Here is a 25,423-nt window from a genome sequence, read left to right as displayed (position 1 = left end):
GCGGCATGTTCGCGGCGCCTGACTCACGTCACCCATTCCTGTTAGCCATGGCGACCCTTCCCAGTACCGAGGGCGTCGCCGAGCGACGCGAGACGGAATCCGGCGCGCTTGCGCGAGGGTTGAACGTGCTATCCCGCCTGCACGAGGCCGCCCGTCCGTTGAGCCTGCAGGAAATCGCGGACAGCGTCGGCCTGCCCGCCAGCACGTGTCACCGCCTGCTGCAGTCATTGGATCAGGCCGGGTACGTATATCGAGAGGGGCCGCTCTATTGCCCCACGCCGCGTGCAGCCTGCCCGCTGCCGCTTGAACATCCGTTGAACCGGCTTCGGCGCGACACCGCCCCGCTCATGCGCGAACTGCAGGAGCGCCACGGCCCGTCGGTACTGCTCATCGCGTTCATGGGCAACCATCGGGTCACAGTGGACTCCGCCGCCGGCAACTACAGCGTGGCGCCGTATTTCGACACCAACGTCAGTGCGCCGCTGCACGCGTCGGTTTCGGGCAAGCTCTTACTCAGCGATCGCACGCCGGAACAACGCGACGTGCTGCTCGGGCCCGAGCCCTTTGCGGCCCGCACGGAATTCACGGTCCGGCATCGCGCGGCGCTTTATGACGAACTGGAGCAGGTGCGGCAGCGCGGCTGGGCTACCAACGAGAATGAAAACGTGATCGGCATCTGCGCGGTGGGCACGCGGCTCACCGCGCCGTCCGGCCGTGCCGTGGGCGCAATAGTGCTCACCGGTCCGAGCCACTTCTTCCGTAACGGCAACGAAGCCATGCGCGACGATCTGATGAAGGCGTCGGAATTGCTGAACGCGACATCGCATGCGGTTCGGGCGATGTCGCAGTTTCTTGGCATCTAGCTGTCCGGCTTGTCGGGGAAATTCCCCTGCTTTGAACGGATGAACGAGTACAGTCCCCACCCGGCAACCATCGAGGGCAGAAAGTAGACGACTTCGATATTGGGTTGCGCGAGCAGCGCGATCGCGGGGCCGGGGCAATACCCGGCTGCGCCCCAGCCAACGCCGAAAATTGCCGCGCCGACGAGGAGGTTGAAATCGACCGGCGCTTCCTTGGGCAGATCAAGGCGCTCAGCCAGCAAGGCGGCGTTGCGCTTCAGTATGAGACGGAAAGCGATCATGGCCGTCACGACTGCGCCGCCGAGAACGAACAAAAGACTGCCGTCCCATTTCCCTGTCACGTCGAGAAAGCCGAGCACCTTTTGCGGGCGAGTCATGCCGGACAGCGCAAGCCCAATACCGAAGAGGAGCCCGCAACCGAATGCGGATAGTGGCTTCAATGGCTTCAGGGCGTTCATGACAGCCCGATCACGTGACGCACCACATAGGTCGACACCATGGCAGCCGCCACGAACGTGACAGTCGCCACCGCGGAACGCTTCGACAGGCGCGCAAGTCCGCACACGCCGTGGCCGCTCGTGCAGCCATTGGCGAGTGCCGTGCCAAAGCCAGTGGCGAGACCGGCCGCGATCAATAGGACCGCGGGAAATCCAGGGCGCGCGTGCGGCAACCAGGCGGTGTGGCCGGTTGCCCGCGCAATCGCATAAAAGCTCGCCGCTCCGGCAATCAGTCCGAGAATAAATGCAGCCCGCCAGGCAGACCCGCTGCGCGGCCCCCAGACAAGCCGGCGTGCGATACCGCTAATACCGGCAACTTTCCCATTGATGCCGAGCAGCAAAGCCGCCGACAACCCGATCAGCACGCCACCGGCAAGCGAACTCCACGGGGTAAAAGATTCCATCATCGCTTCGGTTCCTCTCCTGTATTGCCGCCGTCAGACGATGACGCTCGAGCCAGGAACTCGTGCAGTATCGCCGGACGACGAGACTCAGAATGGTTTGCCGAAGGATACGCCCACGACGTCTTCGGCCAGATGCACATTCGCATTGCCGCCTCCGAAGGCTGCGGGAATCGAGTTATTGCCATCGACCGTCTTCTTGAACGCATGGCCGTAGAACACACCGAACGACGTCTTCGAATCGGTTTTCCACGTCGCGCCGAGTGTCGCCTGATCCTGCACGACACCTGGGGCGAGAATGTTCAGGAAGGTTTCCGTACTCGCGACCGGCTGGCTCGAATGACTGTAGCCCGCACGCAGCGTCAGGTGACTCGTCACGTCATAGCTGGTGCCGATCTTGATTACGTTGGTATTGCGCCAGCCGAAACCCGGACCGCCGGACGCCCCCATTGCATTGCCCGCGAACAGATTGGCGAGCGGATTCGCAATCGACTTCACGTTGCCGTACAGAATGCGTTGGAAATCGGCCGCCACCGTCCATGCCGGCGTGATTTTCCACGAGAAGCCGATGCCGTAGTTCTCCGGGATGTCGAACGAACCACCATCGGCGAAGAGACCTTTGTATTTGTCGAAACGTCCGTGAATCTTCGACGCCCACGTCACACCGACGGTCAGCGTGGGCGTGATTTCGCCGGTATAGCCAAGGTGGACGCCCACGCCCACTGTCGAATCGGCGCCGCGATCGGTGACGTTGCCGGGTGCGGCCGACATGCTCGTGAACGGTTGTAGCCCGCTCGCGGTGAAGCGCTGATAGGCAATATTCAGGCCGATACCGAACGCATGCCGGTCCAGCAGCTTGTAGGCAATCGTCGGGGAGAGGAACAACTGTTCGAGATCCACACCGGCCGATCCCGTCGCACCGAAGGCGCGATAGGGATTGCTGGCGTAGCCCGTGTCGAGACCGCCGTTGGCGTACAGTGCAAGACCCGCATAGGTGTTCGGCAGCACCTGGTATGTCACGCCGAATTCGGGCAGCGCGAAAATCGAGCGATTGTTGCCTGCGTAGCTGCCATTAGCCCCAAAGCTGTTGCCCGAAATTTCCGCGCCGCGCTTCGGCAGAAAAAGACTGATGTCGCCATCAAAGCGGTTGCCGACGAAGGCAATACCGGCAGGGTTGGCTGCCGCGGCCAACGCATCCTGCGGCAGCCCGATGCCTACGCCGGCCATGCCCTGCGATGCCACACCATAGCCGTTGGAAAAATAGCCGTTGGTCGCCCATGCGAGGCCTGGTGCTGCCGCGACAACAGCAAGGAGTGCGCGCGTGGTCCCTTGTAGCTTCATACGTTTCCCCGAATAATGTTTGAACAGCCAACGGGGACAGAGTCTATTGACCAGGACTCGCACCTCAAACCAAGTTTTTCACATAAGCTTTAGATAGATTATCAACATATAAACTGTGATCATCCAATGAGTTCTTCCGATCCGACCATCGACCTTCGCACCATGCAAGCTTCTGCGAAAAAAGCCTGCGCCCTGCTCAAGGTTCTCGCCAACCCGGATCGTTTGCTGGTCATGTGCCGTTTGTCTCAGGACGAGTTGTCCGTCGGCGAGCTGGAGGATCAGCTTGGCATCCGCCAACCCACCCTGTCCCAGCAGTTAGGCGTGCTTCGCGAAAATGGTCTGGTCACGGCACGCCGCGAAGGCAAGAACATTTTCTATTCGGTGGCGAGCGCCCAGGCGCTTGCCGTGATGGACGTGCTTTATCAGCAGTTCTGTGTCGCTTCCTGATCCGGGCGCCATCGCGCGCCCCGCAAGCGGCGTGCTCAGAAGAACACCAGCGAGCGCAACTCGATGCTGCGGCGCGCCGGTGCATCGGGCGGCGAAGACGGGTCGTCGAACGCGGTATGGGCCGTCAGTCGCGCGATGCTGTCACCTGCGGAATCGTAGATCTTGAGCAGCAGCACTTCGTCGGGCGTCATGTGCGGAAAGTAGTACCAGCGGTGCGCAGGATTGAATACGAACGCGTAGGTTTCGCCGATCTTGTCGCGATAGACGAGGTCCGAGGGCACGAGGTCGGTCAACGCAATGCTGCGCGAGTCGCACAGCGCGAGCGGCGACGACTCTACCGTCTCGCCGACGGGCCGCCACAAATTGACGATGGCGACGCGTCCCTTGAGCAGCGCTTGCGCTTCCTGCGGCGACAGATGATCGCGTACGCGGCGCGGACCCGATACGAAGGTCTGGTCGTTGTGGACGTATTTCACCGGCTCGCGCACGCCGTCGGCGCGCGTGGCGCGGCCATCACGCAGCGTGTGATCGAAGATGACGACGCGCTTCGCGCCCGTGCAGCGCTTGAGCAGCGCTTCGGATTCCGGGTAATACACACGTTCGATGGCAGCTGGGTCCGAAAAATCGGTGAGCGCGCTCGCGTGACGGCGCAACTCGAAGCCGTTGCGATCGAGAGCGAGCCCGCCCGGCGGCGGTGTGATGCGCGCATTCGCGATCCTCACACGCTGCGCACGATAGACGCCATTTCGTAATGGCACACCCGCAGGCGGCTCATACGCGTAAGTGACCGGCCGCTCGCCATTGGGAACGAGGTAGTTCAGCCCGGCTTCGACGACGACAGGCGTTTCGATGACGATATCGCTCATGACTGGCGCTCCATCTGGCGTTGTATCGGCTCCCTCTACATCGGCGAAAACTACTCGCTCACGTGAAACACATCGAGCGTGTAGCCCATGTTGAAGTAGCCGGCGCGCGCGTAAGTCGCAATGCGTTCGAAGTGCGCGGCGTCGTGGCGATGCGGGCAAGGCGCCTCGCGTGCTGCAACAGCGGGGGCGCTTTCCCGCGCGACGACGGACGCAGAGCCGTCTCCTACGCGCCGCCGCAAGCTCTCGAGCGGCCTCGATATTGCGTGGCGATAGAACAATGCGAGGTTCATCGACATGACGGTACCTCCTCGTCATCTGACGTTCACGCATTCAATCTAGTCACCGTTCCATCGCCGCACAAACAAGCATTCGTTCGATGCTTTTCAGCGCTTCGCGATTCGAGTGCATCGTTCGGGAGGGGCGCTACCCGGATACGCCGCCCCGCCTTGCCGCGCCTTTAGCGCAAACCATGCATTGCAAATCCCGTGCTGCCGACAAACGTTCTGCCAATCGATTATTGGAGCCCTTTGCGCGCCGTTTCTATACTCGGTTTCCGGTCAGCACTCGCCGCATGAGAGTGCCAATCGAAGATGCAGCAAAGGTGCTGTGACATCTCCTTTAGTCACTCGTCCAGAAGGAAACAGCAAATGAGTCTACGTCCGTTACATGATCGCGTGATCGTGAAGCGTCTCGATCAGGAAACCCGTACGGCATCGGGCATCGTCATTCCCGAAAGCGCCGCCGAGAAGCCCGATCAGGGCGAAATCGTCGCAGTCGGTCCGGGCCGTCGCGGCGACGACGGCAGGCGTATCGAGCCGGACCTCAAGGTCGGCGAACGCGTCCTGTTCGGCAAATATGCGGGGCAAGCGGTGAAAGTCGACGGCAACGAACTGCTCGTGCTGCGCGAAGAAGACATCGTCGCAGTCGTTCAATCCTGAGGGAGAGTCAAACATGGCAGCCAAAGAAGTCGCCTTCAGCGACAACGCACGGTCCAAACTGGTTGAAGGCGTGAACCTGCTCGCCAATGCGGTGAAGGTCACGCTCGGTCCGAAGGGCCGCAACGTGGTGCTCGAACGCAGTTTCGGCAGCCCCGTCGTGACGAAGGACGGCGTGTCCGTCGCCAAGGAAATCGAGCTGGCCGACAAGTTGCAAAACATCGGCGCGCAGCTCGTCAAGGAAGTCGCCTCGAAAACGAGCGACGCCGCCGGCGACGGCACGACTACCGCGACGGTGCTCGCACAGGCCATCGTGCGCGAGGGCCAGAAGTACGTCGCCGCCGGCCTCAATCCGCTCGATCTGAAACGCGGCATCGACAAGGCCGTGGTCGCGGCAGTCGAAGAACTGAAGAAGATCAGCAAGCCGACCACCACCAGCAAGGAAATCGCCCAGGTCGCGACCATCTCGGCCAACGGCGAAGAGTCGATCGGGCAGCGCATTGCGGAAGCCATCGACCGCGTCGGCAAGGAAGGCGTGATTACCGTGGAAGACGGCAAGTCGCTTGCCGACGAACTCGACGTGGTCGAAGGCCTGCAATTCGATCGCGGCTACCTCTCGCCCTACTTCATCAACCATCAGGACCGGCAGCTCGCCATCCTGGAAGAGCCGTTCGTACTGCTGCACGACAAGAAGATTTCGAATATCCGCGACCTGCTGCCCGTACTCGAACAGGTCGCGAAGTCGGGCCGGCCCCTGCTCATCATTGCGGAAGACGTGGAAGGCGAAGCGCTCGCCACGCTCGTCGTGAACAACATTCGCGGCATCCTGAAAACGGTGGCCGTGAAAGCGCCGGGCTTCGGCGACCGCCGCAAGGCACTGCTCGAAGACATCGCGATTCTCACGGGCGGCCAGGTGATTGCGGAAGAAACCGGCCTGACGCTCGAAAAAGCGACGCTCGCCGAACTGGGCCAGGCCAAGCGCATCGAGGTCGGCAAGGAAAACACCACCGTCATCGACGGCGGTGGGGAGAAGTCGAACATCGAGGCGCGGGTCAAGCAGATTCGCGTGCAGATTGCCGAGGCCACGTCCGACTATGACCGCGAGAAGCTCCAGGAACGCGTGGCGAAACTCGCGGGCGGCGTGGCTGTCATCAAGGTGGGCGGCGCGACCGAAATCGAAGTGAAGGAGAAGAAGGACCGTGTCGACGATGCGCTGCACGCCACGCGCGCCGCGGTGGAAGAAGGCATCGTGCCGGGCGGAGGCGTCGCGCTGATTCGCGTGAAGCAGGCCATTGCGGGCCTGCACGGTGCGAACGCGGACCAGAACGCGGGCATCAACATCGTGCGCCGCGCGCTGGAAGAGCCGCTGCGCCAGATCGTCGCGAATGCCGGCGAAGAAGCCAGCGTGATCGTCGCGAAAGTGGCGGAAGGCTCGGGCAACTTCGGCTACAACGCGGCCACGGGCGAATACGGCGATCTGGTGGAGACCGGCGTGGTCGACCCCACGAAGGTGACGCGCACGGCGCTGCAAAACGCGGCCTCCGTGGCGAGCCTGCTGCTGACGACGGATGCGACGGTGCATGAAGCGCCCAAGGATGCGGCGGCCGCTGCGTCGCCGGCCGCAGCCGGTGCGGGTGGTCCGGGCTTCGAGTTCTAGTGCTCAACGGGAAAATGCCGGCGCCCGCAGGCGCCGGCACGGCAGTATGGCAAGCGCCGGCCAACCGTCACCGTCGTGGCGCTCGGGCCGGTTCAAGGCAACAGCTCAAGCCGGTTTAAAACCGGGTTCAACCGGTTTCAAGCCGGTTGTGCAAACAACGCAGCCAGCCGATCGAGCAACGCAGTTCGCAACACGCCTTCGCTTGCAGCCTGCCGGCTGCGCGGGCGCGGCAACTCCACTCGCAACTCGTGCACGATGCCGCCGCCCGCGCCGTTGTGCCCAGCCTGCATCACGAGCACCCGGTCCGAGAGCAGCAGGGCTTCGTCCACGTCGTGCGTGACCACGAGCGCGGCCATGCGATGCGACGACGTGACCTGCAACAAAAGGTCCTGCAAACGCATGCGTGTAATGGCATCGACGGCGCTGAACGGTTCGTCGAGCAGCAGCACGCTCGGGCGCGAAAACAGCCCGCGTGCGATGGCCACGCGTTGCGCCATCCCGCCCGAGAGCTCCTTCGGCCAGCGCTCTTCTATACCCGGCAGACCGACCTCTCCAAGCAGGGCCGTGACACGCTCCGCTGCTTCGCCGCGAGCGCGCAGCGGAAAGCTGATGTTGTTCGCCACGTCGAGCCACGGCAAAAGCCGCGGCTCCTGAAAGATCACACCAAGCTCCGGCGACGGACCATCGAGCGGTACGCCGCGCAGCGCGACCGCCCCGTCGAAATCGCGATCGAGACCGGCCACGATGCGCAGCAGCGTGCTCTTGCCGCAGCCGCTCGGGCCGAGCAGGCTCACGATCTCGCCAGGGCGCACGGCAAGCTGCGTGTCGCTCAGCACCACGCGACCGCCGTAGCGCTTCAGCCGCACGCGTATGTCGAGCACGGAATCGCTCATCCTCGCCTCTCGCCGGTATTCGTATCGCGCCACACCAGCACGCGCGCTTCGAGCGCCTTCATCGCGCCGTCGGTCAGTTTGCCCATCAGCGCCAGCAGAATGATGGCGCCGAACACGATGTCGGGTCGTCCGGTTTCCCGCCCGTCGCTCAACAGATAGCCCAGGCCGCGCGTGGCGGCGATCAGTTCCGCGGCCACCACGAACATCCATGCGAGACTCAAGCCCGTGCGCAACCCCGTGAAGAGTTGCGGGAGCGCGGCCGGCAAGAGGATGCGCACCAGCATGCGTGCCGGACTCAGGCGATACACCGCGCCGAGTTCCACGAGCTTGCGCTCCACGTTGCGAATGCCCGCCACCACGGCAAGCTGGACCGGAAAGAAAGCACCGATGGCAACGAGCGCAATCTTCGGTGCTTCGTCGATGCCCATCCAGAGCAGCAACACCGGCACCCACGCCAGCGACGGAATGGCACGCAGCGCCTGAAACGACGGATCGAAGAGCGCCTCGAGCCTGCGGCTCAGTCCCATCGCTGCGCCGATCACGATAGCGAGCGCCGCGCCAAGACCAAAGCCTGCGAGCACGCGCAGCGTACTGGCGGCGACCTGGCGCAGAAGCCGCTCGCCGCCCATGTGAACCAGCGTGCCTGCGATCGTCGAAGGCGCCGGCACCAGGTTGGCGGGCAACATCTGCACACGAACCAGCAGTTCGATTGCGCACAGAAACACGACGGGCAGCGCGAGGCCCGCCCAATGCCATCGCCGCAGGCTCTTTTCCGCCGCTTCGGCGTGTCCGGAATCCGATGCGTCATGGCGTATCGCCGCGGCATGCGGCGCGGCGGCCGCGCGCGCCGTACCACGCTCATGCACCTCGCGCACCTCGTGTGCAGGCACGGCGCCAAATGCGTTCGTCTTGCCTGGCGCGAGCGAATCGTCCATCGCCATTGCACGGTCCTTTACGGTGCGCCCGTCGACGCGATCACGGCTTGAGCCGGCTGAACGTCGATCAACGCGTCGATGACCTGCTCCACCTTCGTGCCCGGCTTCACCAGTTGCTCCTGCGTGAGGATAGGCGCTGCGGCCTTGAGCGCCGCGATCTGCTTCGGTCCCGGCTGCGGCTGGCTGAAGTCGTTGCGACTCAATTGCAGCTTCGCCACCGCGAGCGACACCTTCGATTCGTTCGCGACGATCTGTGCGGTCTCGTCCGGATGCGCGGCGATCCACAACCGCGCTTTCTCGTAGACCTTCAGCACGCGCGCGAGCGCGCCCGGGTACTGCTGGATGAAGTCTTCGCGTGCGTTCAGAAAGCCCCACGTGTTGAAGTCCACGTTGCGGTACAGGAGTCGCGCGCCGTTGTCGACCTGCGCCGCGGCCATGTGCGGATCGAGCCCGGCCCACGCGTCCACCTGCCCGTTGACGAGGGCCGTGCGCCCGTCGGGATGCTGGAGATTGACGATCTCGACGTCGTCTGCGGACAGGCCCGCCGTGTGCAACGCGCGCAAGGTGAACAGATACGGGTCGGTGCCCTTCGTCGCGGCGATCTTCTTGCCCTTGAGCTGCGCGAGCGACTGGATGTTCGAGTCCTTGCGCACGACCAGCGCCGTCCACTCCGGACGCGAGAAGATGTAGACGGTGCGGATGGGATTGCCGTTCGCCTTGGCCAGCACCGCGGCAAGTCCCGCGCTGGAGCCGATCTGGATCGCGCCGCTGTTCAGGTATTCGAGCGCCCGGTTGCTGCCGAGACTCAGCACCCACGTGATCTTCGTATGGTCGGGCGCAAAGGCTTCCTCGAGCCAGCCATAGTGGCGAATCACGAGGCTTTCGGGCGAGTAGTACGCGTAGTCGAGCTTCAGTTCCGCGGGTACGGCCTCGGCGGCCTCGGCAGCATGAGCGGCACGCGGCAGGGTCGCTGCGGTGAGCATCGCGAAGGCGATGGTCACGAAAGCGGCGATGGCCGCTCGCGCGCGGACGAAGGCGACGCGCCTTGATTGCTTCATAGTGTTTCCCCGGTTCGGTCGGTCGTATGGAGTGAGCGTGCGCCGCTCCGAAAGGAACGGCAGTTCATACAGCCGGATTCACGCAGTCAGACCGACGATGCTAACGGCCGCACGTGCGTCGGCGAACCGATGTTTCGAGCGAAGCAAATGACGGCGCGCGAATTACGGATCAGCGCGTCGCGCCGTAGGCCTTTGCGCGCGCTGCGTCGCGACCCGTTATCACGCGGGAGCATAAGCATCGAAGGATCGGATCTTTGGCCGGATGCGCACGCGAGGTTAATCTGCCGCTTTCCTTTTCCTGCTTCATGCTGTTTCGCCGGACGCATGCAACGTGGCCCGGCAATAGATCCACGTCCACGTCCGCGCCTCGCCGCCTATGTCCACCACCGCCGAAAAAGCCGCCGACTGGCTGCTCTCGGGTCTCGCACTCAAGAGCACGCTCTTTCACGTCGGGCAGTATTGCGGCGCGTTCAGGGCGTCCACTGCGGGGTATCAGCGCGCGAGTTTTCATCTCGTGCTGCGCGGCGAGTGCTGGCTGCATCTACAAGAGCTGGGTGGCCGCGAGGCGCGCAGCACGCGTCTTGTCGAAGGCGATGCCGTGTTCCTGTTGCAGGACATGAGCCACTGCCTCTCTCCTCACGAGGCGGCGCCCATCGCAGGCGACTTCCACACCCGCGCCGGAACGATGACGCCCCTCGCCGAAGCACCCAGGGGCCCCACGGAAACACCGGGTAGCGTGGGGCTGGCCTGCGGCTTCTTCGAATTCGGCTCAGATCTGGGCGACGCCATTGCGGGGCTGCTGCCCGACCACATCGTCGCGCGGCACGACGATCCGCAACTGGCCGGCGCCCGCGTCGTGTTCGACCTGATCCGTGCCGAGGCGCTGCGCACCCAGGAACTGCCCTCGCCGCTGCTCGCACGGCTCACCGACGTGCTGTTCTTCTACGCGTTGCGCGCCGCCGCCTGCGCCGACCCACTGGTACCCGGGCTATGGTCCGCCATGCGGCGCGCCGAATTCGCGCCGCTCGTCAACGCGATCATCGAGCGGCCCGGCGAGGAGTGGAGCACAACTTCGATGGCTGCGTTCTGCCATATGTCGCGCGCGCGCTTCTGCAAGCACTTCGCCGAGGTATGCGGCCAGCCTCCGGCCCAATTCGTCGCGCTGATCCGCATGAAGGTCGCGGCCGCCCTCCTTCGAAACGGATCGACCACGTCGCGCGCGGCGGAGTGCGTCGGCTATCAGTCCGAGTCCGCGTTCGCGCAGGCGTTCAAGCGCATCACGGGCATGCAGCCCGGCACGTGGCGCAGGGAAGGCGCGGACATGACGGCAGCAGGCCGCGGCGCACGCCATGCGCCCCTGCACTGACCCGGCGAGACGAATCCGCATGAAGTGTGGACGGGCGCGCATTGCTGCTTCGGGCGGGGCTCGCAACAATGAGGCTTTACCGAACGAGGAAGCCATGAGCCGTCTACCGCTGCAGACCATCGATACCGCGCCCGCCGCGAGCCGCCCGTATCTCGAAAAGTCGCTCGCGAACAACGGCTTTTTGCCGAACCTCGTGGCGTCGCTCGCGAATGCGCCCGTTGCGCTCGAAGCCTATCTGACAGTGGGCGAGATCAACGCGCGCGGCGGTCTCACGCTCGCGGAACGCGAAGTGGTGCAGATCACCGCAGCGGCCATTCACGGCTGCGGCTTCTGCGTCGCGGGACATACCGCCGTCGCGGTGAACAAGGCGCGCCTGCCGCGCGATCTCGTCGACGAAATCCGCAACCAGCAGACGCTCTCCGACGCACGGCTGAACGCCATTGCCGAATTCACGCGCGCGGTCATCGCGACCCGCGGCGCCGTGCCGGACGCTGAGCTCCACGCGTTTCGCGCCGCGGGCCTCACGGACGCCAACGCGCTCGAAGTCATTCTCGGCGTGAGCCTCGCCACGCTGTGCAACTTCGCGAACAACCTCGCCCGCAACGAGCTGAACCCGGAACTCGCTGCGTGGCGCTGGGAAGGCGCGGCGCAAACCGCATGAGCGCCATCGCATCCGTGATCGGGCATGGCAATCCCGTATCGGCCGAACCAAGGGGCGAACCAGGAGCCGAACTAAAGGCCGAACTAAGCGCGTGGCTCGATCTTCATGCCGAGGCGCTGGACACCGATTCGTCGCGTGCCGCCGACGTACTGCCGCAACTGGCGAAAGCCGGCCTCGCGCGCGTGGGCGTGCCCGACGCGCTGGGCGGCAGCGGCGGCACGATTGGCGACGCGATCCTCGCCATTGCGGCAGTGGCGCGACACTCGCTGACGGCTGCGTTCGTGCTGTGGGGGCACCGGACTTTCATCGAGTACCTCGTGCAGAGCGACAACGAGACGTTGCGTGACCGCTGGCTACCCGCGCTGCTCGCGGGTCACGTGGCCGGCGCTACGGGTCTGTCCAATGCGATGAAGTACCTGTCCCAGATCGAACCCTTGCAGATGCGTGCCTCGCCCAGCGGCGCGGGATGGTCGCTCGCCGGCACCTTGCCCTGGATCACCAATCTGCGGCTCCAGGGTTTCGTGGTGGCCGCCGCGTTCGAACATGAGTGCGGCGCGCCGCCGTCGATCTTCGCGATCGAACATGACGCGGCGGACGTCGCGCGCAGCGCGGACCTCGACCTCGTCGCCATGCGCGCGAGCAACACCGCCGCGCTGAGCGTGAACGGCACCGTACTCGACGACGCCTCGCGCATTGCCAGCGACGCACGAGCGTTTCTCGTGCGAGTACGCCCCGCATTCCTCGGGCTGCAATGCGGCATGTCGGTGGGCCTCGCAGAACGTGCGCTCGCCGAAGTCGCCGTGGCCAGCGCAGGCTCCCGCGCGGTGCTCGCAGCCGAGGCCGCGGATGTCGAAGCGCAGCTCGCCGGACAAACGAAGCAACTGCTCGACGGCGTACTGGACGGTACGTTCCGAGAGCAACCCGCGGCGCTCTTCGAACTGCGCATTGCCCTCGCAAAGACAGTGGAAGCCGCGGTCGCACTCGAAGTGCAGGCAAGCGGTGGCCGCGGCTACCTGCGGGGCACCGGAGCTACGGGCGGCACAGCGCGCCGGGTGCGCGAGGCGGCGTTCATTCCGGTCGTGACGCCCAGTCTCGTCCAGCTGAAAGCGCAGCTTGCCGCGTATTACGACGGGACGGCGGCACGATGAGCGGTGCGCGTATCGCCGTGAACGGTGTCTCACTCGCCTATGCGGGGCATCGCGTGCTGCATGGCGTCGAACTCACCGTCGAGCCCGGCGAACTCGTTGCCGTGCTGGGTCCGAGCGGCTGCGGCAAGTCCTCGCTGCTGCGTGCGCTGGCAGGCCTCATGCGACCCACGGCGGGCGCCGTGCGCATCGACGACGTGCCCTTGACGGGCCCGCGCGCCGACGTGGCGCTCGCGTTTCAACAGTCGTCTCTGCTGCCGTGGCTGACCATCGAGCGCAATGTCGCCTTCGGGCTCGCGTTCAAGCGACAGCCGCGCCTGTCGCGCGCGAACCGCCGAGCGCGCGTGCTCGATGCACTGCGCGAAGTCGGGCTCGAAGAGGTGCGCTCGTGGCATCCCGCGCAGCTTTCCGGCGGCATGGCGCAGCGCGCGGCGCTGGCACGCAGCCTGGCGCGCGAGCCGCGCGTACTGCTGCTGGACGAGCCGTTCGGCGCACTCGACGAAGTGACGCGGGCCGACATGCAACGCCTGTTGCTTGCTGTCGTGCGCCGCACGGGCGCAGCCACCGTGCTGGTCACGCACGACATCGACGAAGCGCTCGCCGTCGCCGACCGTATCGTGCTGCTCGGCAATCGCGGCACGCTCGCGGCGCAGTGGGCGGTCGACGTGCCGCAGCCTCGCGACATGCAGCTCGAAGCGCTCGACCCGCTGCGCATCCAGATACGCACGGCCTTGCAGCAGGCGATGGCCCGCGCTGCGTGAAGCCGTCCAAACCATCGGGGAATTCCATGTGCCAGTTACCGATATCGCGCCGCGAATGGCTGAAGCTCGCGGCCCTGTTCACCGTCGCGGGCGCGGCGCCGCTCTTGCGCACGCTGGACGCACGCGCCGCCGCCGAGCCCGATGCACCGGTACGCATCGGCTATCTGCCCATCACGGATGCCACACCGCTTCTCGTCGCGCACAACAACGGCTATTTCGACGCAGCGGGCCTGCGCGCCGAGCGGCCCACGCTGTTGCGTAGCTGGGCGCAGCTTGTCGAGGCGTTTCTGTCGGGCCAGATCAACGTCGTCCACCTGCTCTCGCCGATGACGGTCTGGGCACGCTACGGCAGCCGGGCACCGGCAAAGGTGGTGGCGTGGAACCACGTCAACGGCTCCGCGCTCACCGTGAGTCCGGACGTTTCGACACTCGCCGGCCTGGGCGGCAAAACCGTTGCGGTGCCCTTCTGGTACTCCATCCATAACGTGGTGCTGCAGGATCTGCTGCGCGCGCAGGGGCTTCAACCCGTACTGAAGAAGACGACGCCGCTTGGAGCAAGGGAAGTCAACCTGGTGGTGATGGCCCCCTCCGACATGCCGCCCGCGCTGGCCGCGCGCCAGATCGCCGGCTACATCGTGGCGGAGCCGTTCAATGCCGCGGCAGAGCAACTCGGCGTCGGCAAGATCCTGCGTTTCACCGGCGACGTCTGGAAGAACCACGCCTGTTGCGTCGTCTACATGCACGAGCAGGATTTGACGCAGCGTCCCGAATGGTCGCAAAAAGTGGTGGACGCCATCGTCAAGGCGCAGCTCTGGACGCGCTCGCATCCGCAGGAGGCCGCGGCGCTGCTTTCGAAGGAAGGCGCGAATCGCTACACGCCGCATGCGCCGCAACTGCTTGCGCGCGTGCTGGCGTCCCCGCCTGCCGACGGGGCCCGCTACCTTGGCGACCGGGCCATTCTCCACGCGGACTGGCACGAGAAGCGCATCGACTTTCAGCCCTACCCGTACCCGAGCTACACCGAGGAGCTGGTGCGCCGGCTCAAGTCGACGCAAACCGAAGGCGCGGGACAGTTCATCGCCGGGCTCGATCCGGCCTTCGTCGCGCGCGATCTCGTCGACGACCGCTTCGTGAAGAAGAGCATCGAGGCCGCCGGAGGCATGACGGCGTTCAGCCTGCCCGACGGCTTCTCGCGTACGGAGACGATTCTTGTCTAGCGTGCTCGCTAAACGCTCCGCTCGCACGCGTCGCCGCACCCCGTCCGCACGCGAGGGGTCACGCGGGCGCGCCGTCGCTCTCGGCGTGGGCGGGCTGCTTGCCGTACTCGCGCTGTGGTGGCTTGCCGTGGCGCTCGCAGGCAGCCGCAATCCGATGGTCGCGCAGTTCACACCGCAACGCACGTTCGCCGCGTTGCCCGCGCTCGTCACGCAAGACCAGCTGGCCATACACATTGCGACGAGTCCCAAGCGTGTCGGCGTTGGGCTCGCGTGGGCGCTGGTCGTCGGCGTGCCGGCCGGCTTCGCGATCGGCCGCCTGCGATGGCTGGAGCAGATGCTCTCGCCCGCGCTTCAGTTCCTGCGCATGGTGTCGCCACTCTCATGGATGCCGGTCGCCGTCATGTCGCTCGGCGTGGGCGACCATGCGGTGTACTTCCTGCTCGCGTTCTCCGCCGTCTGGCCGCTGTTGATGAACACGGCCGCCGGCGTCGCACAACTGGACCGGCGCTGGATCGAACTCGGCGAAAGCCTCGCCGCGACGCGCATGGAGATGATCTGGCACATCTACGTGCCGGGCATCGCGGCGCACGTGCTAACGGGCGTGCGGCTCGCCATCGGCGTGCTGTGGATCGTGCTCGTGCCCGCCGAAATGCTGGGCGTCAATGCGGGGCTCGGCTATCTCATTCTCGACACGCGAGACCGCCTCGCCTACTCCGAACTGACCGCCGTGATTCTCGTCATCGGCGCGCTGGGTTTCGTGCTGGATCTTGTGGCGCGCGCGCTGTCGGCGCGGTTTCATGGCGGCTCGTCGCGAAGGAACTGACCCGCCCCCCGGAACGATTCGTCGCGCGGGCTACGACCTACAACCGGCCCGGCCGCGGATCGGGGACGAAGCCGTCGCGGTTGGGCATGCGCACGGCCGCAAGCGACTGCGCATCGAGTCGTGCGTCGTCGGGCACGATGCCGTTGCGATTGAGAATCCATGCACTCACCGCGTACACCTCGTCCGCGCTCAACGATTGCGGGGCGTTGTACGGCATCGCACGGCGAACGTAGTCGAAGAGCGTGGTCGCATAGGGCCAATAGCTGCCCACAGTGCGTTTTGGACTTGCACTCGTGAGCGTGCCTTGCCCGCCCACGAGCGGGTCGCCGATCAGCCCTTCGCCCTTTGCTCCGTGGCACGCCGCGCATTTCGCGGCGAAGATGCGCGCGCCGGTGGCGACGTCGCCGCTGCCGGCCGGCAGACCCCGTCCATCGGGCGCCACGTCGATGTTCCACGTAGCGACATCCGATGCGCTGACCGGTGTACCGATTGCGTCGATCGCGGCACGCAAGCGGGCATCGCCATTGCGCGGTGCCGACGCCTGCAAACCCGGCGCCGAACCCGAGCACGCCATGAGCGGCACCACCATCGCGCAGGCCGCAGCCGATGCACGCAAACGATGACGACAAGCGTGCCAGCCATGCAGAAGAGACTTACGCATTCTTCACGCTTCCATCGGCGCCGATGCGCCATTGCTGAATGCCGTTGTAGTGATAGTAGGAATTCAGGCCGCGCGCCTGCACCAGCGCTTCGCGCGTGGGCTGCACGTAACCCGTGGAGTCCGTGGCGCGCGAGAGGATCGCGGCCGGCTCGCCGTTCCACACCCAGCCCGCGTGGAAGCGCGTGAGCGCACGGTCGCGGGCCGGTCCATCGAGCTGCGCTGTCTGCCAGGTGCGTCCGCCGTCGGTCGACACTTCCACCTGGCGAATCGTGCCGCGCCCCGACCAGGCGAGGCCGACAATCGGGTAGTAGCCGTGCACCGTCAGGCTATGTCCCGGCGACGGCCGCGTAATGACCGACTTCGCGTCCATCTCGAAGACGAACTGCCGCGCGCGCCCGTCGGGCAGCAGGCCCGTATATTTCGACGTTTCCTCGCGTGTTTCGAGCGGTGCATCGACCACCTTCAGGCGCCGCAGCCACTTCACGTTCGTGTTGCCTTCGAAGCCCGGCACGAGCAGCCGCAGCGGATAACCGTTCTCCGGCCGCAGCCGTTCGCCGTTCTGCGCATACACGACGAGCGCGAGGTCGAGAACGCGATCGAGCGGCAAGCTGCGTGTCATCGCCGCCGCGTCGGCACCCTCGGCCAGCAGCCAGCGTGGCCGCTTCCCCTCGTCGCCTGCAACGAGACCGCCTGCCGCTTCGATCACGGTAGACAGACGCACGCCGGTCCACTCGCAGCACGACAGCAGTCCATGCGTAAGCTGCACGGGCAGACCGCTCGGACCTTTCCATTCGCTTGCCGTGTTGCCCGAGCACTCCAGAAAATGCACGCGCGATTCGGACGGCAGACGCAAGAGGTCGTCCATCGTGAAGCGCTTCGGCTCGCGCACGAGGCCATGCATCACCAACTGGTGCCGGTCGGGATCGATGTCGGGCACGCCCGCGTGGTGACGCTCGTAGACGAGACCGTTCGGCGTCAGGGCGCCATGCAGATCGGCAAGCGGCGTGAGCGACGAAGCCGCGCCCGGCATAGGCCAGGCGCGCGCGGTGCGCCGCACGACATTCGACTCGTGCGGCGACGGCAACCCATAGGGATGATCGAGAACCGGCGCGCCGGGCGTCTGCGTCCACGCATCGACCGCCAGCGGCTTCAGCAAGGTGGCGGCTTTCGCGCCGGGCGCGACGAGCGCAGAGAGCGCAAGCCCGCCCAGCATGCGGCGACGCGGCGATACAGGTGCGGTGTGCGCCGTATCCGCGCGCGAGGGCGTGGTCGAATCGGGCGAGGAGCCAGGGAGTCTCGGCATGCGGACGTCAGCGGGCGACAGCGTGATCGGGAAGCGTCCGAGTATAGGCAGCGGCCGCCCCTCGCTCAAATCCAATTGCGACTAACGTTATGACGCGTGGCGATATCGGTGCGGGGTTCCAGGCAGCGTTTCGCTTTCCTGATTTTCACTTCCCTTACCGGCAGATTATCGAGCCATGCAGCGTTTGATGCGCCCGCACTTCGGCTGTACAGTGGCGCCTTCGCTCATGTGCTTCGTCGGTTCGCCCAGCACCTGCGAGTACCGTCCGCAGCACGGCAACAACACGCGACAACAAACGACAACGCCAGGAGAACATGAATGACTGAACAACGCTTTGGCCGTTCGCGCCGGGACTTCATGCGCGTCGCGGTCACGGCCGCAGGGTCCGCGTCGCTGCCGTGGCTCACGCCGGCACGCGCCGAAACGTCCGCGGACAACAGCGCTTATTCGCCCGCCAGCGCGAGCCACGCCGACGGCGACAAAGCGCGCGGCACGAAGCTGATCCTGCTCGGCACCAAAGGCGGTCCCACGCCCTCGGCGTTGCGCGCGGCACCGGCCAACGTGCTGCTGGTCGACGGTCAACCCTACGTCGTGGATTGCGGCAATGGGGTCGCGCTGCAACTCACGAAGGCCGGCATCAGGCTGCCGGCTATCCGCGACGTCTTCGTCACGCACCACCACTCCGATCACAACGCCGATCTGCTGAACCTCGTGTTCCTCGCCTGGGCGAGCGGGCTGCAAACACCCGTGCATCTGTATGGGCCGCCGCGTATCGGGAAGATGGTCGACGATTTCGTCGACATGAACGCCATCGATCTCGACGTGCGAACCCGCGAGGAAGGCCGTCCGCCTTTCCGTCCGCTCATCAACGTTCACGAGTTCGATACGCCGCGCACGGTGCTCGAAAACGATCATGTCCGCGTAAGCGCGACGCTGGTCGACCACTACACGATCAAGCCGGCATTCGCGTACCGCTTCGAAACGCGCGAGCGCACCGTCGTTTTCTCCGGCGACACGCGCTATGACGAACGTCTCGCCAGTTTCGCCAAAGGGGCCGACGTCCTCGTGCACGAAGTCATGTATCTGCCGGCCCTCGAGAAGATGCTGAAGACGCACGACAACGCGCCCACGCTGCTCGACCATCTGCTCAAGAGCCACACGACGACGGAGCAGGTCGGCAGGATCGCCGCAGCGGCGGGCGTGGGTACGCTGGTGCTAAGTCACTTCGTGCCCGGCGCCGACCCCGCCATCACCGACGACATGTGGACCGCGGACGTGCGTCAGCACTTCAAGGGCAACATCGTCGTGGGCAAAGACCTCATGGAAATCTGACGGTACGCCATGACGACGCTCCGGCATCCCGTCGCGTTGACGGTCCTGACAGGCTTTCTCGGCTCAGGCAAGACGACCCTGTTGAACCGCTTGCTCCGGCAGGCGGCGATGAGCCGCTGCGCAGTCGTGGTGAACGAAATCGGCGAGATCGGACTCGATCATCTGCTGATCGGCGCAACACGCGAGCGCAGCGTCGCGCTGCTCGAAAACGGCTGTCTGTGCTGCGGCGCGAGGGGCGAGCTGGCCGACACGGTCGACTTGCTGCTCGGGCAGATGGAAAGAGGCGAAATCCCTCCTTTCGAACGCGTGATCGTGGAAACGACAGGACTGGCCAGACCGGGCCCGGTCTTGTCCGAACTGCTGGGCGACGAACGTCTCGCATCACGCATTGCGCTGGACGGCGTCGTGGCCACCGCGGATGCGCTGCACATGCAAGGCCAGCTTGCGCGCCATGCCCAGGCACGCGAACAGCTCGCCGCCGCGGACGCCCTGCTGATCACGAAGACCGACCTTGCCGACGGCCCGACGCTCGGCGCCCTCTATGCCGCGCTCGATGCGCTCAATCCCGGCGCGCCGCGTATTCGCGTGGAGCATGGCGAGATCGACGCGGAGCAACTCTTCGGCTGGCTCGCGCCGCACACCCTGCCCGCCTGGCTGCGTTCGCGCGACGTGCTGCTGGCTGCATCGGGCGAAACGCCCGCGGACGGCGACGGCTTGCCGCTGCAATCAGCAATGCGCCTTGCGGCGCAGCGCAACGCGCATCCGGATGTCGAGACGTTTTGCCTGACCTTCGATGCCCCGCTGCCGCTTGCAGCGCTAGAAACGGCGTTGACGGTGCTGCTTGCGTATCACGGCGAGCAGATTCTGCGCGTGAAGGGCATCTGCCGCGTGGTGGGCGAAGACGCGCCCGTCGTCGTGCACGGTGTTCAACAGCTGTTGCACGAGCCGTTGCGCGTCGCCGCGTGGCCGGATGACGACCGGCGCACGCGTCTCGTTTTCATCGTGCACGGCATATCGCCCGATGTGGTGCGGGCGACGTTCACGCATTTTCTTTCAGGCGAAGAAGCGGCCCCGACCATCCAGCATGGCGAGCCGTCATCGAATCGATAACGGCCCGTGCCCGGACATGTCGGAGCCGCTACCCTCAGGCACTTCGCGCAGACAGATGCCGGATGACCGACACCATCGCGTCCACTTCGTCACAGGTGTTGTAGAACGCGAGCGACGGACGCACGGTTGCTTCGAGCCCGAACCGCCGCAGAATCGGTTGAGCGCAATGATGGCCTGAGCGCACCGCGATGCCCTCTTCGTTCAACGCGCGCCCCACCTCTTCCGTCTCGTAGCCCTTCAGCACGAACGACAGCACGCTCGCCTTGTGCCGTGCCGTACCGACCAGCCGCACGCCCGGCACGGGAGCCAGCCGGCTCGTCGCGTACTCGAGCAGATCGTGTTCGTAGCGCCCGATGTTCTCGATACCGATCCGCTCGACGTACTCCAGCGCCGCACCGAGTCCAACGGCATCCGCGATGTTGCCCGTGCCCGCCTCGAAGCGGTTGGGCGGCGGCTGGAACACCGTGCGTTCGAACGTCACGTCCGCGATCATGTTGCCGCCGCCCTGCCAAGGCGGCATGTCTTCGAGAATGGCGCGCTTGCCGTACACCACGCCGATACCGGTCGGCCCGAAAATCTTGTGGCCGGAGAACACGAAAAAGTCCGCGTCGATGGCCTGCACGTCCACGCGCATGTGCGACACCGACTGCGCGCCGTCCACGAGCGCCTTCGCACCCGCGCGATGCGCGAGTTCGACGATCTCCTGCACCGGCACCACGGTGCCGAGCGCATTCGACACCTGCGTGACCGAGACGATCTTCGTGCGGCTGGAAAGCAGCTTGCGGTACTCGTCGAGCAGCACCTGGCCCGAGTCGTCGACAGGAATCACGCGCAGCTTCGCGCCCGTTTGTGCGGCGAGTTGCTGCCACGGCACGATGTTCGCGTGATGCTCCAGATGCGACACGACGATCTCGTCGCCTTCGCCCACATTGCACGCGCCCCACGTCTTCGCGATCAGGTTGATGGCCTCGGTCGTGCCGCGCACGAACACGATCTCGTCCGCCGACGCCGCGCCGATGAAACGCTGCGCGATGGCCCGTGCGTTCTCGTAGGCATCCGTCGCACGGCCCGCCAGCGCATGCGCGGCGCGATGGATGTTCGAGTTCTCGTGCGCGTAGAAATACGCGAGGCGGTCGATCACGGCCCGCGGCTTCTGCGTCGTCGCCGCGTTGTCGAACCAGACAAGCTGCTTGCCGTTCACGCGCTCCTGCAGAATCGGGAAGTCGCGGCGAATAGCGTTGACGTCGAACGGCGGATGCGCGGCCGGCACGGCCGGGCCTGCGCCCCGCGGATCACGCGCGGCGCGCTCGCTGTCGAGAAAGTACGGCACGCTGTCCGGCGCATGACGATGCGGCTCGACGCCCGGCGCGAAGCGGTGGATAGACAGCAGCGAACGCAGGTCGTCTTCGTGAGGCAGCCCGAACGACTGCGGCACCACGCCCGCCGACGGCACGACGATATCCTGCGCGGGACGCTGCCAGCCATGTTCGGGCGCGCCGATGAAGTAGTACGGCGCAGGCCCTGCGGACGACGATGCGGACGATGAAGACGCCGCAGCCCCTGCCTCGCGAGTAGCGACAGCGGGCGACGGCGCATGCGCCTGCACAGGCGGCACGCCAAGCGCAGCACCGCCTGTACGCGGCTCCAGCGCGGGCGCAATCGTCGCTACGTTGTCGGGCACGCCGGTCTGCGCCGCCGCATGCGGCGCCAACGCGGGCGCACGGTTGCCGAGCGTGAGCACGTGCGTGGGCGCGGAGGGCAACAGGTTGCCGCCCGGCACGCGCCCTGCCGGCAGCGATGCGCCGGGCACACCCGTGCCCGCACCGCCGGGCCCCGCGAGCGGCGAACCGGCAGGCGCCGGGTTCGTGACGGTGGAAACGACGGGCACCGCAGCCGGCCACGCGGAGGGCAGTCCGCCTACGGCCGAGGGCGACTCTTGCGACGCCACATTGCCGGGCAACGTCGAGAAAAACGCGTTGGCGAGGCGTGCGAGCGTGTCCGCATCGGGCAGTCCCGCAGGCGTGGGCGCGGTCGGGATATCGGGCATGGCGTCGCCTGGCCGCACGTTACCGGTAGGTGTCAGCGTAGTCATGGTACTTGCCGATCTCCACGTCATCGAGCACCGCCAGTGCATCCGGCGAATGAACTGCGAGCGAGCAATACAGCGAGATCAGATACGACGCGATCGCCTGGTTGTTGATGCCCATGAAGCGCACCGACAGCCCCGGACCCTGCTCTCCCGCCACACCCGGCTGATACAGACCGACCACGCCCTGGCGCTTGTCGCCTACGCGCAGCAGCAGGATCTTCGTCTTGCCGTCGGCGACGGGTACCTTGTCGGACGGAATGAGCGGAATACCGCGCCACGTGATGAACTGCGAGCCGAACAGATTGACGGTGGGCGGCGGCACGCCACGGCGTGTGCATTCGCGGCCGAATGCAGCGATGGCGAGCGGATGCGTCAGAAAGAACGCGGGCTCTTTCCAGACTTTCGTCAGCAGTTCGTCCAGATCGTCGGGCGTGGGCGCGCCCGTCAGCGGGAAGACGCGCTGCTCTTCGTCCACGTTGGCGAGCAGGCCGTAGTCCGGATTGTTGATGAGCTGGCTTTCCTGCAATTCCTTGATCGTCTCGATCGTGAGGCGCAGCTGTTCCTTGATCTGGTCATGCGGGCTGCTGTAGAGGTCCGACACGCGCGTATGCACGTCGAGCACCGTACTGACCGCATTGAGGAAATATTCGCGCGGATTTTCTTCGTACGGGACGAAGGTCGTGGGCAGCGTTCCTTCGTCTTCGCGCGCCGTGCAAGTGGCGCGCACGGCCTCGGGGTTCTTCACCTGGTTCAGGCGATAGATACCCGCCTCCACCGGCACCCATTGCAGCAGATGCGTCAACCAGCGCGGCGTGATGGTCGAAAGTTGCGGGACGGTCTTGGTGGCATTGGCGAGTTGCCGTGCTGCGTTATCGCCGAGTGCGGTCGGGCCGCTCACGATCGTCGACATTCGGAGGCTCCTGGTCGATAGAAGAATTGCGGGAATGCTTATTACGCCGGGGAATTATCGGAAGCCTGAAAATGGCGCTCAACATGCTATAGCCATCATCGGTCGGCTCGACCGGCAAAGCGTGACGCGTCCGCATGACACGCATGCGAAGCGGTTGACGGACTACGAGCGATGCGAATCAGAAAGGTGGCGCAGGCGGGACCGGGCCGCGCTCCGGTATGGGGGCGCCGGCCGAGGCTGCGGGCGGCACGCCCACCAGCAACGTCGCAATGGGAACGCCGAACGCGCGGGCCAGCTTCTCGACCGTCACGATGGACGCGATCGCCGCGCCGCGCTCGATTTCGCCGACGTACGAGCGGTTCAGGCCGGCATGCTCCGCGAGCTGCTCCTGCGACCAGCCATGCGCTTCGCGCCGTGCACGCACGGCCGCGCCGAAGTTGCGAACGAGTGTGGTCATGAGTGCGCTCCCGCCGTGAGTCCGGCCGCCACCACGCCCGCGGGGCGGCCCGCTTCGCTGCGCAGACTGGCCTGGGTCACGTGGCTGCCGGGGGCGACATCCTGCGTAATCCACACGTTGCCGCCAATCGTCGCGCCGCGGCCTATCGTCACGCGCCCCAGTATCGTCGCGCCGGCATAGATGACGACGTCGTCTTCGACGATGGGATGACGCGCAAGGCCCTTTTCGAGGTGCCCGTCCGCGTTGACCGGAAAGCGCTTTGCGCCCAGCGTCACCGCCTGATAGAGCCGCACCCGCTGGCCGATGACGGACGTTTCGCCTATCACGACGCCGGTGCCGTGATCGATAAAGAAGCCCGCACCGATCTGCGCGCCCGGATGAATGTCGATGCCCGTCTGCGCATGCGCAAGCTCGGCCACGATGCGCGCGAGCAGCGGCAGCCCAAGCCCATACAGTTCGTGGGCCAGCCGGTGATGGATCATCGCGAGCACGCCGGGATAGCAGAGCAGCACTTCGTCCACGCTGCCTGCCGCCGGATCGCCGTGATAGGCGGCGATCACGTCGGTGTCCAGCCGCGCGCGAATCTCCGGCAAGCGCTGTGCGAACGACCGTACGGCTTGCAGCGCACGCGCCTCCACGGCTTCGCTGTCTTTGGCTTCGCGCCGCGCGATGTACTGCAATTCGAGCCTGGCCTGCGCAAGCAGACCATGCAAGGCGGCATCGAGCGCATGCGCGACGTAGAAGTTCTCGCTGTCCTGACGCAAGCTGGGCGGCCCGAGCCGCATCGGAAACAGCACGCCCTTGAGCGCGTCGACGACTTCCGACAACGCATCGCGCGAAGGCAGGTCTCGGCCGCCGGGCTCCAGCGCGCGCTTCTGCTCGTCGCGCCAGCGTTGCCGGACCGCGTACAGCGAACCCACGATTTCATCGATATCGAATACGGCCACAGGCTTTACTCCTTGTCATTCATCGCCGGCAAGTGGCCGAGCATGGTTCGCCCGACGCGCATCGCACCGCTATCCCCGTGATGCGCGCAAGCGATCCGCCGCAGTCGTGCGGCTAGTCCTGCACCCACGGCAGCGCATGGAAGCGCCAGCCGTTCTGGCTGCCACGGTGCTGCGCGTCGTCGAGCGCGCCCTCGAAGCCTTCGAGCACGTTGAACACGTGTGCGAAGCCGGCCTTGGCGGCCGCATCCGCAGCAAGCGCAGACCGGTTGCCGCTGCGGCACAGCAGCAGCACGACGGCGTCTTTGCCTGTTTTCGCTTCGAGCTCGCGCACGAAGCGGGGATTGCGCGTCAGGCTCGTCCCCGTGGCCCAGGCCACGTGCACGCTGCCCGGCACATAGCCGACGAACTTGCGCTCTTCAGCGGTACGAACATCCACCAGCACTGCGTTGCCTTCCGAAACCAGGGCCCATGCGTCGCGCGGCGCCACGCCGCCCGCATAGGCCAGCCCTTCCTTCGCCGCCTGTTCGCGTGCCGTCTCGAGCACTGCGTGGACCGGTCGTTCTTCGAGTACATCTGCCATTACGCCTCCCAGGTTCGTTACATGGCCGTTTCGCGGCAAGCCGTCTATAGCCATCAGGAAACGATCATGCGCGAGCGTCCGCGCAAGGCGAACCAATAAATTTTCATTTCTAAAGAAGCACGGCGAATTGCGTACACCGAGGAATGACGCCTGCACAGCGCGCACGGTTTC

General features: G+C 65.6%; 27 protein-coding genes. 12 read left to right on the top strand and 15 right to left on the bottom strand.

From position 1 onward, the window contains the following. Positions 1 to 5 precede the first annotated feature (5 nt). The gene (locus U0042_RS25305) at positions 6 to 863 is read left to right on the top strand and encodes an IclR family transcriptional regulator (RefSeq protein ID WP_232833593.1); all 858 of its coding nucleotides are present in this window, start codon (positions 6 to 8) and stop codon (positions 861 to 863) included. On the opposite strand, the gene U0042_RS25300 is transcribed toward U0042_RS25305, so the two are convergent. The 3 genes from U0042_RS25300 to U0042_RS25290 form a co-directional block, all read right to left on the bottom strand. Beyond that, positions 860 to 1,318: a DUF6691 family protein gene (locus U0042_RS25300; protein ID WP_114814864.1), complete on the bottom strand. Its 459-nt coding sequence runs from the start codon at positions 1,316 to 1,318 to the stop codon at positions 860 to 862. The two genes, U0042_RS25305 and U0042_RS25300, sit on opposite strands and share 4 nt — an antisense overlap. Beyond that, positions 1,315 to 1,761, bottom strand: a complete 447-nt coding sequence (locus U0042_RS25295; protein WP_114814904.1) for a YeeE/YedE family protein — start codon at positions 1,759 to 1,761, stop codon at positions 1,315 to 1,317. The genes U0042_RS25300 and U0042_RS25295 overlap by 4 nt, the downstream gene beginning before the upstream one ends. Before the next feature lie 87 nt (positions 1,762 to 1,848). Beyond that, positions 1,849 to 3,099, bottom strand: a complete 1,251-nt coding sequence (locus U0042_RS25290) for an OmpP1/FadL family transporter (RefSeq protein ID WP_114814865.1) — start codon at positions 3,097 to 3,099, stop codon at positions 1,849 to 1,851. Between the two features lie 126 nt (positions 3,100 to 3,225). Here U0042_RS25290 and U0042_RS25285 point away from each other — a divergent pair, with 126 nt between their 5' ends. Further along, complete coding sequence (locus U0042_RS25285; protein ID WP_114814866.1) at positions 3,226 to 3,546, top strand: ArsR/SmtB family transcription factor; 321 nt, start codon at positions 3,226 to 3,228, stop codon at positions 3,544 to 3,546. Positions 3,547 to 3,581: 35 nt separating this feature from the next. Here U0042_RS25285 and U0042_RS25280 read toward each other — a convergent pair whose 3' ends face one another. Continuing rightward, positions 3,582 to 4,412, bottom strand: coding sequence for a CmcJ/NvfI family oxidoreductase (locus U0042_RS25280; protein ID WP_114814867.1), 831 nt, complete (start codon positions 4,410 to 4,412; stop codon positions 3,582 to 3,584). Positions 4,413 to 4,462: 50 nt separating this feature from the next. Then, the gene (locus U0042_RS25275) at positions 4,463 to 4,708 is read right to left on the bottom strand and encodes a hypothetical protein (RefSeq protein ID WP_114814868.1); all 246 of its coding nucleotides are present in this window, start codon (positions 4,706 to 4,708) and stop codon (positions 4,463 to 4,465) included. 351 nt (positions 4,709 to 5,059) lie between these two features. Between U0042_RS25275 and U0042_RS25270 the strand changes: the two genes are divergently transcribed. Both U0042_RS25270 and groL read left to right on the top strand, forming a co-directional pair. Then, positions 5,060 to 5,350, top strand: coding sequence for a co-chaperone GroES (locus tag U0042_RS25270; RefSeq protein WP_114814869.1), 291 nt, complete (start codon positions 5,060 to 5,062; stop codon positions 5,348 to 5,350). 13 nt (positions 5,351 to 5,363) lie between these two features. Next, the gene (groL, locus tag U0042_RS25265) at positions 5,364 to 7,004 is read left to right on the top strand and encodes a chaperonin GroEL (RefSeq protein WP_114814870.1); all 1,641 of its coding nucleotides are present in this window, start codon (positions 5,364 to 5,366) and stop codon (positions 7,002 to 7,004) included. A 137-nt stretch (positions 7,005 to 7,141) separates the two neighbouring features. Here the strand turns inward: groL and U0042_RS25260 are convergent, their stop codons facing one another. From U0042_RS25260 to U0042_RS25250, 3 genes are read right to left on the bottom strand one after another with little or no spacing between them, the layout of a single operon-like run. Then, positions 7,142 to 7,897, bottom strand: coding sequence for an ABC transporter ATP-binding protein (locus U0042_RS25260; RefSeq protein WP_114814871.1), 756 nt, complete (start codon positions 7,895 to 7,897; stop codon positions 7,142 to 7,144). Beyond that, entirely contained in the window at positions 7,894 to 8,838 is a 945-nt protein-coding gene (locus U0042_RS25255) for an ABC transporter permease (RefSeq protein WP_232833594.1), read from the bottom strand. The genes U0042_RS25260 and U0042_RS25255 overlap by 4 nt, the downstream gene beginning before the upstream one ends. A gap of 11 nt (positions 8,839 to 8,849) precedes the next feature. Next, on the bottom strand, positions 8,850 to 9,815 hold the full coding sequence (locus U0042_RS25250; protein WP_419150540.1) for an aliphatic sulfonate ABC transporter substrate-binding protein: 966 nt from the start codon (positions 9,813 to 9,815) through the stop codon (positions 8,850 to 8,852). Between the two features lie 451 nt (positions 9,816 to 10,266). Here U0042_RS25250 and U0042_RS25245 point away from each other — a divergent pair, with 451 nt between their 5' ends. The 6 genes from U0042_RS25245 (at position 10,267) to U0042_RS25220 (ending at position 15,863) form a co-directional block, all read left to right on the top strand. Then, positions 10,267 to 11,256: an AraC family transcriptional regulator gene (locus U0042_RS25245; protein ID WP_114814873.1), complete on the top strand. Its 990-nt coding sequence runs from the start codon at positions 10,267 to 10,269 to the stop codon at positions 11,254 to 11,256. Between the two features lie 94 nt (positions 11,257 to 11,350). Then, positions 11,351 to 11,917, top strand: coding sequence for a carboxymuconolactone decarboxylase family protein (locus U0042_RS25240; protein WP_114814874.1), 567 nt, complete (start codon positions 11,351 to 11,353; stop codon positions 11,915 to 11,917). After that, the gene (locus U0042_RS25235; RefSeq protein ID WP_114814875.1) at positions 11,914 to 13,065 is read left to right on the top strand and encodes an acyl-CoA dehydrogenase family protein; all 1,152 of its coding nucleotides are present in this window, start codon (positions 11,914 to 11,916) and stop codon (positions 13,063 to 13,065) included. Before U0042_RS25240 ends, U0042_RS25235 begins: the two co-directional genes overlap by 4 nt. After that, a complete protein-coding gene (locus U0042_RS25230; RefSeq protein ID WP_114814876.1) occupies positions 13,062 to 13,823 on the top strand; it encodes an ABC transporter ATP-binding protein in 762 nt (253 codons plus the stop codon). The genes U0042_RS25235 and U0042_RS25230 overlap by 4 nt, the downstream gene beginning before the upstream one ends. A 26-nt stretch (positions 13,824 to 13,849) precedes the next feature. Then, positions 13,850 to 15,040: an ABC transporter substrate-binding protein gene (locus tag U0042_RS25225; RefSeq protein WP_114814877.1), complete on the top strand. Its 1,191-nt coding sequence runs from the start codon at positions 13,850 to 13,852 to the stop codon at positions 15,038 to 15,040. Next, a complete protein-coding gene (locus U0042_RS25220) occupies positions 15,033 to 15,863 on the top strand; it encodes an ABC transporter permease (protein WP_114814878.1) in 831 nt (276 codons plus the stop codon). The genes U0042_RS25225 and U0042_RS25220 overlap by 8 nt, the downstream gene beginning before the upstream one ends. Positions 15,864 to 15,900: 37 nt before the next feature. Here the strand turns inward: U0042_RS25220 and U0042_RS25215 are convergent, their stop codons facing one another. Both U0042_RS25215 and soxC read right to left on the bottom strand, forming a co-directional pair. Continuing rightward, positions 15,901 to 16,452 carry a cytochrome c gene (locus U0042_RS25215; RefSeq protein ID WP_198665423.1) on the bottom strand — a complete coding sequence of 184 codons (552 nt, stop codon included), beginning with the start codon at positions 16,450 to 16,452 and terminating at the stop codon, positions 15,901 to 15,903. A 64-nt stretch (positions 16,453 to 16,516) separates the two neighbouring features. After that, the gene (soxC, locus tag U0042_RS25210) at positions 16,517 to 17,737 is read right to left on the bottom strand and encodes a sulfite dehydrogenase (protein ID WP_232833598.1); all 1,221 of its coding nucleotides are present in this window, start codon (positions 17,735 to 17,737) and stop codon (positions 16,517 to 16,519) included. 408 nt (positions 17,738 to 18,145) lie between these two features. Between soxC and U0042_RS25205 the strand changes: the two genes are divergently transcribed. Together U0042_RS25205 and U0042_RS25200 are read left to right on the top strand one after the other, a co-directional pair. Beyond that, positions 18,146 to 19,159 (top strand): MBL fold metallo-hydrolase, encoded by a 1,014-nt coding sequence (locus U0042_RS25205; protein WP_114814881.1) that lies wholly within the window; start codon positions 18,146 to 18,148, stop codon positions 19,157 to 19,159. Between the two features lie 9 nt (positions 19,160 to 19,168). Further along, entirely contained in the window at positions 19,169 to 20,269 is a 1,101-nt protein-coding gene (locus U0042_RS25200; protein WP_114814882.1) for a CobW family GTP-binding protein, read from the top strand. 34 nt (positions 20,270 to 20,303) lie between these two features. Here U0042_RS25200 and U0042_RS25195 read toward each other — a convergent pair whose 3' ends face one another. The 5 genes from U0042_RS25195 to U0042_RS25175 form a co-directional block, all read right to left on the bottom strand. After that, a complete protein-coding gene (locus tag U0042_RS25195) occupies positions 20,304 to 22,361 on the bottom strand; it encodes a family 2A encapsulin nanocompartment cargo protein cysteine desulfurase (protein ID WP_114814883.1) in 2,058 nt (685 codons plus the stop codon). Beyond that, a complete protein-coding gene (locus U0042_RS25190; RefSeq protein ID WP_014725921.1) occupies positions 22,336 to 23,268 on the bottom strand; it encodes a family 2A encapsulin nanocompartment shell protein in 933 nt (310 codons plus the stop codon). The genes U0042_RS25195 and U0042_RS25190 overlap by 26 nt, the downstream gene beginning before the upstream one ends. 178 nt (positions 23,269 to 23,446) lie before the next feature. Next, positions 23,447 to 23,725, bottom strand: coding sequence for a helix-turn-helix domain-containing protein (locus U0042_RS25185; protein ID WP_114814884.1), 279 nt, complete (start codon positions 23,723 to 23,725; stop codon positions 23,447 to 23,449). Next, the gene (gene epsC / locus U0042_RS25180) at positions 23,722 to 24,672 is read right to left on the bottom strand and encodes a serine O-acetyltransferase EpsC (protein ID WP_114814885.1); all 951 of its coding nucleotides are present in this window, start codon (positions 24,670 to 24,672) and stop codon (positions 23,722 to 23,724) included. Before epsC ends, U0042_RS25185 begins: the two co-directional genes overlap by 4 nt. Positions 24,673 to 24,784: 112 nt before the next feature. Next, positions 24,785 to 25,252, bottom strand: a complete 468-nt coding sequence (locus tag U0042_RS25175; RefSeq protein ID WP_114814886.1) for a rhodanese-like domain-containing protein — start codon at positions 25,250 to 25,252, stop codon at positions 24,785 to 24,787. Positions 25,253 to 25,423 lie beyond the last annotated feature (171 nt).

Origin of the sequence: Paraburkholderia kururiensis (assembly GCF_034424375.1) — a bacterium.
In the GTDB taxonomy this organism is placed as follows: Bacteria; Pseudomonadota; Gammaproteobacteria; order Burkholderiales; family Burkholderiaceae; genus Paraburkholderia; species Paraburkholderia kururiensis_A.
The sequence above is the reverse complement of the archived record's forward strand: the minus strand, read 5'-3'. Positions and strand labels throughout refer to the sequence as shown.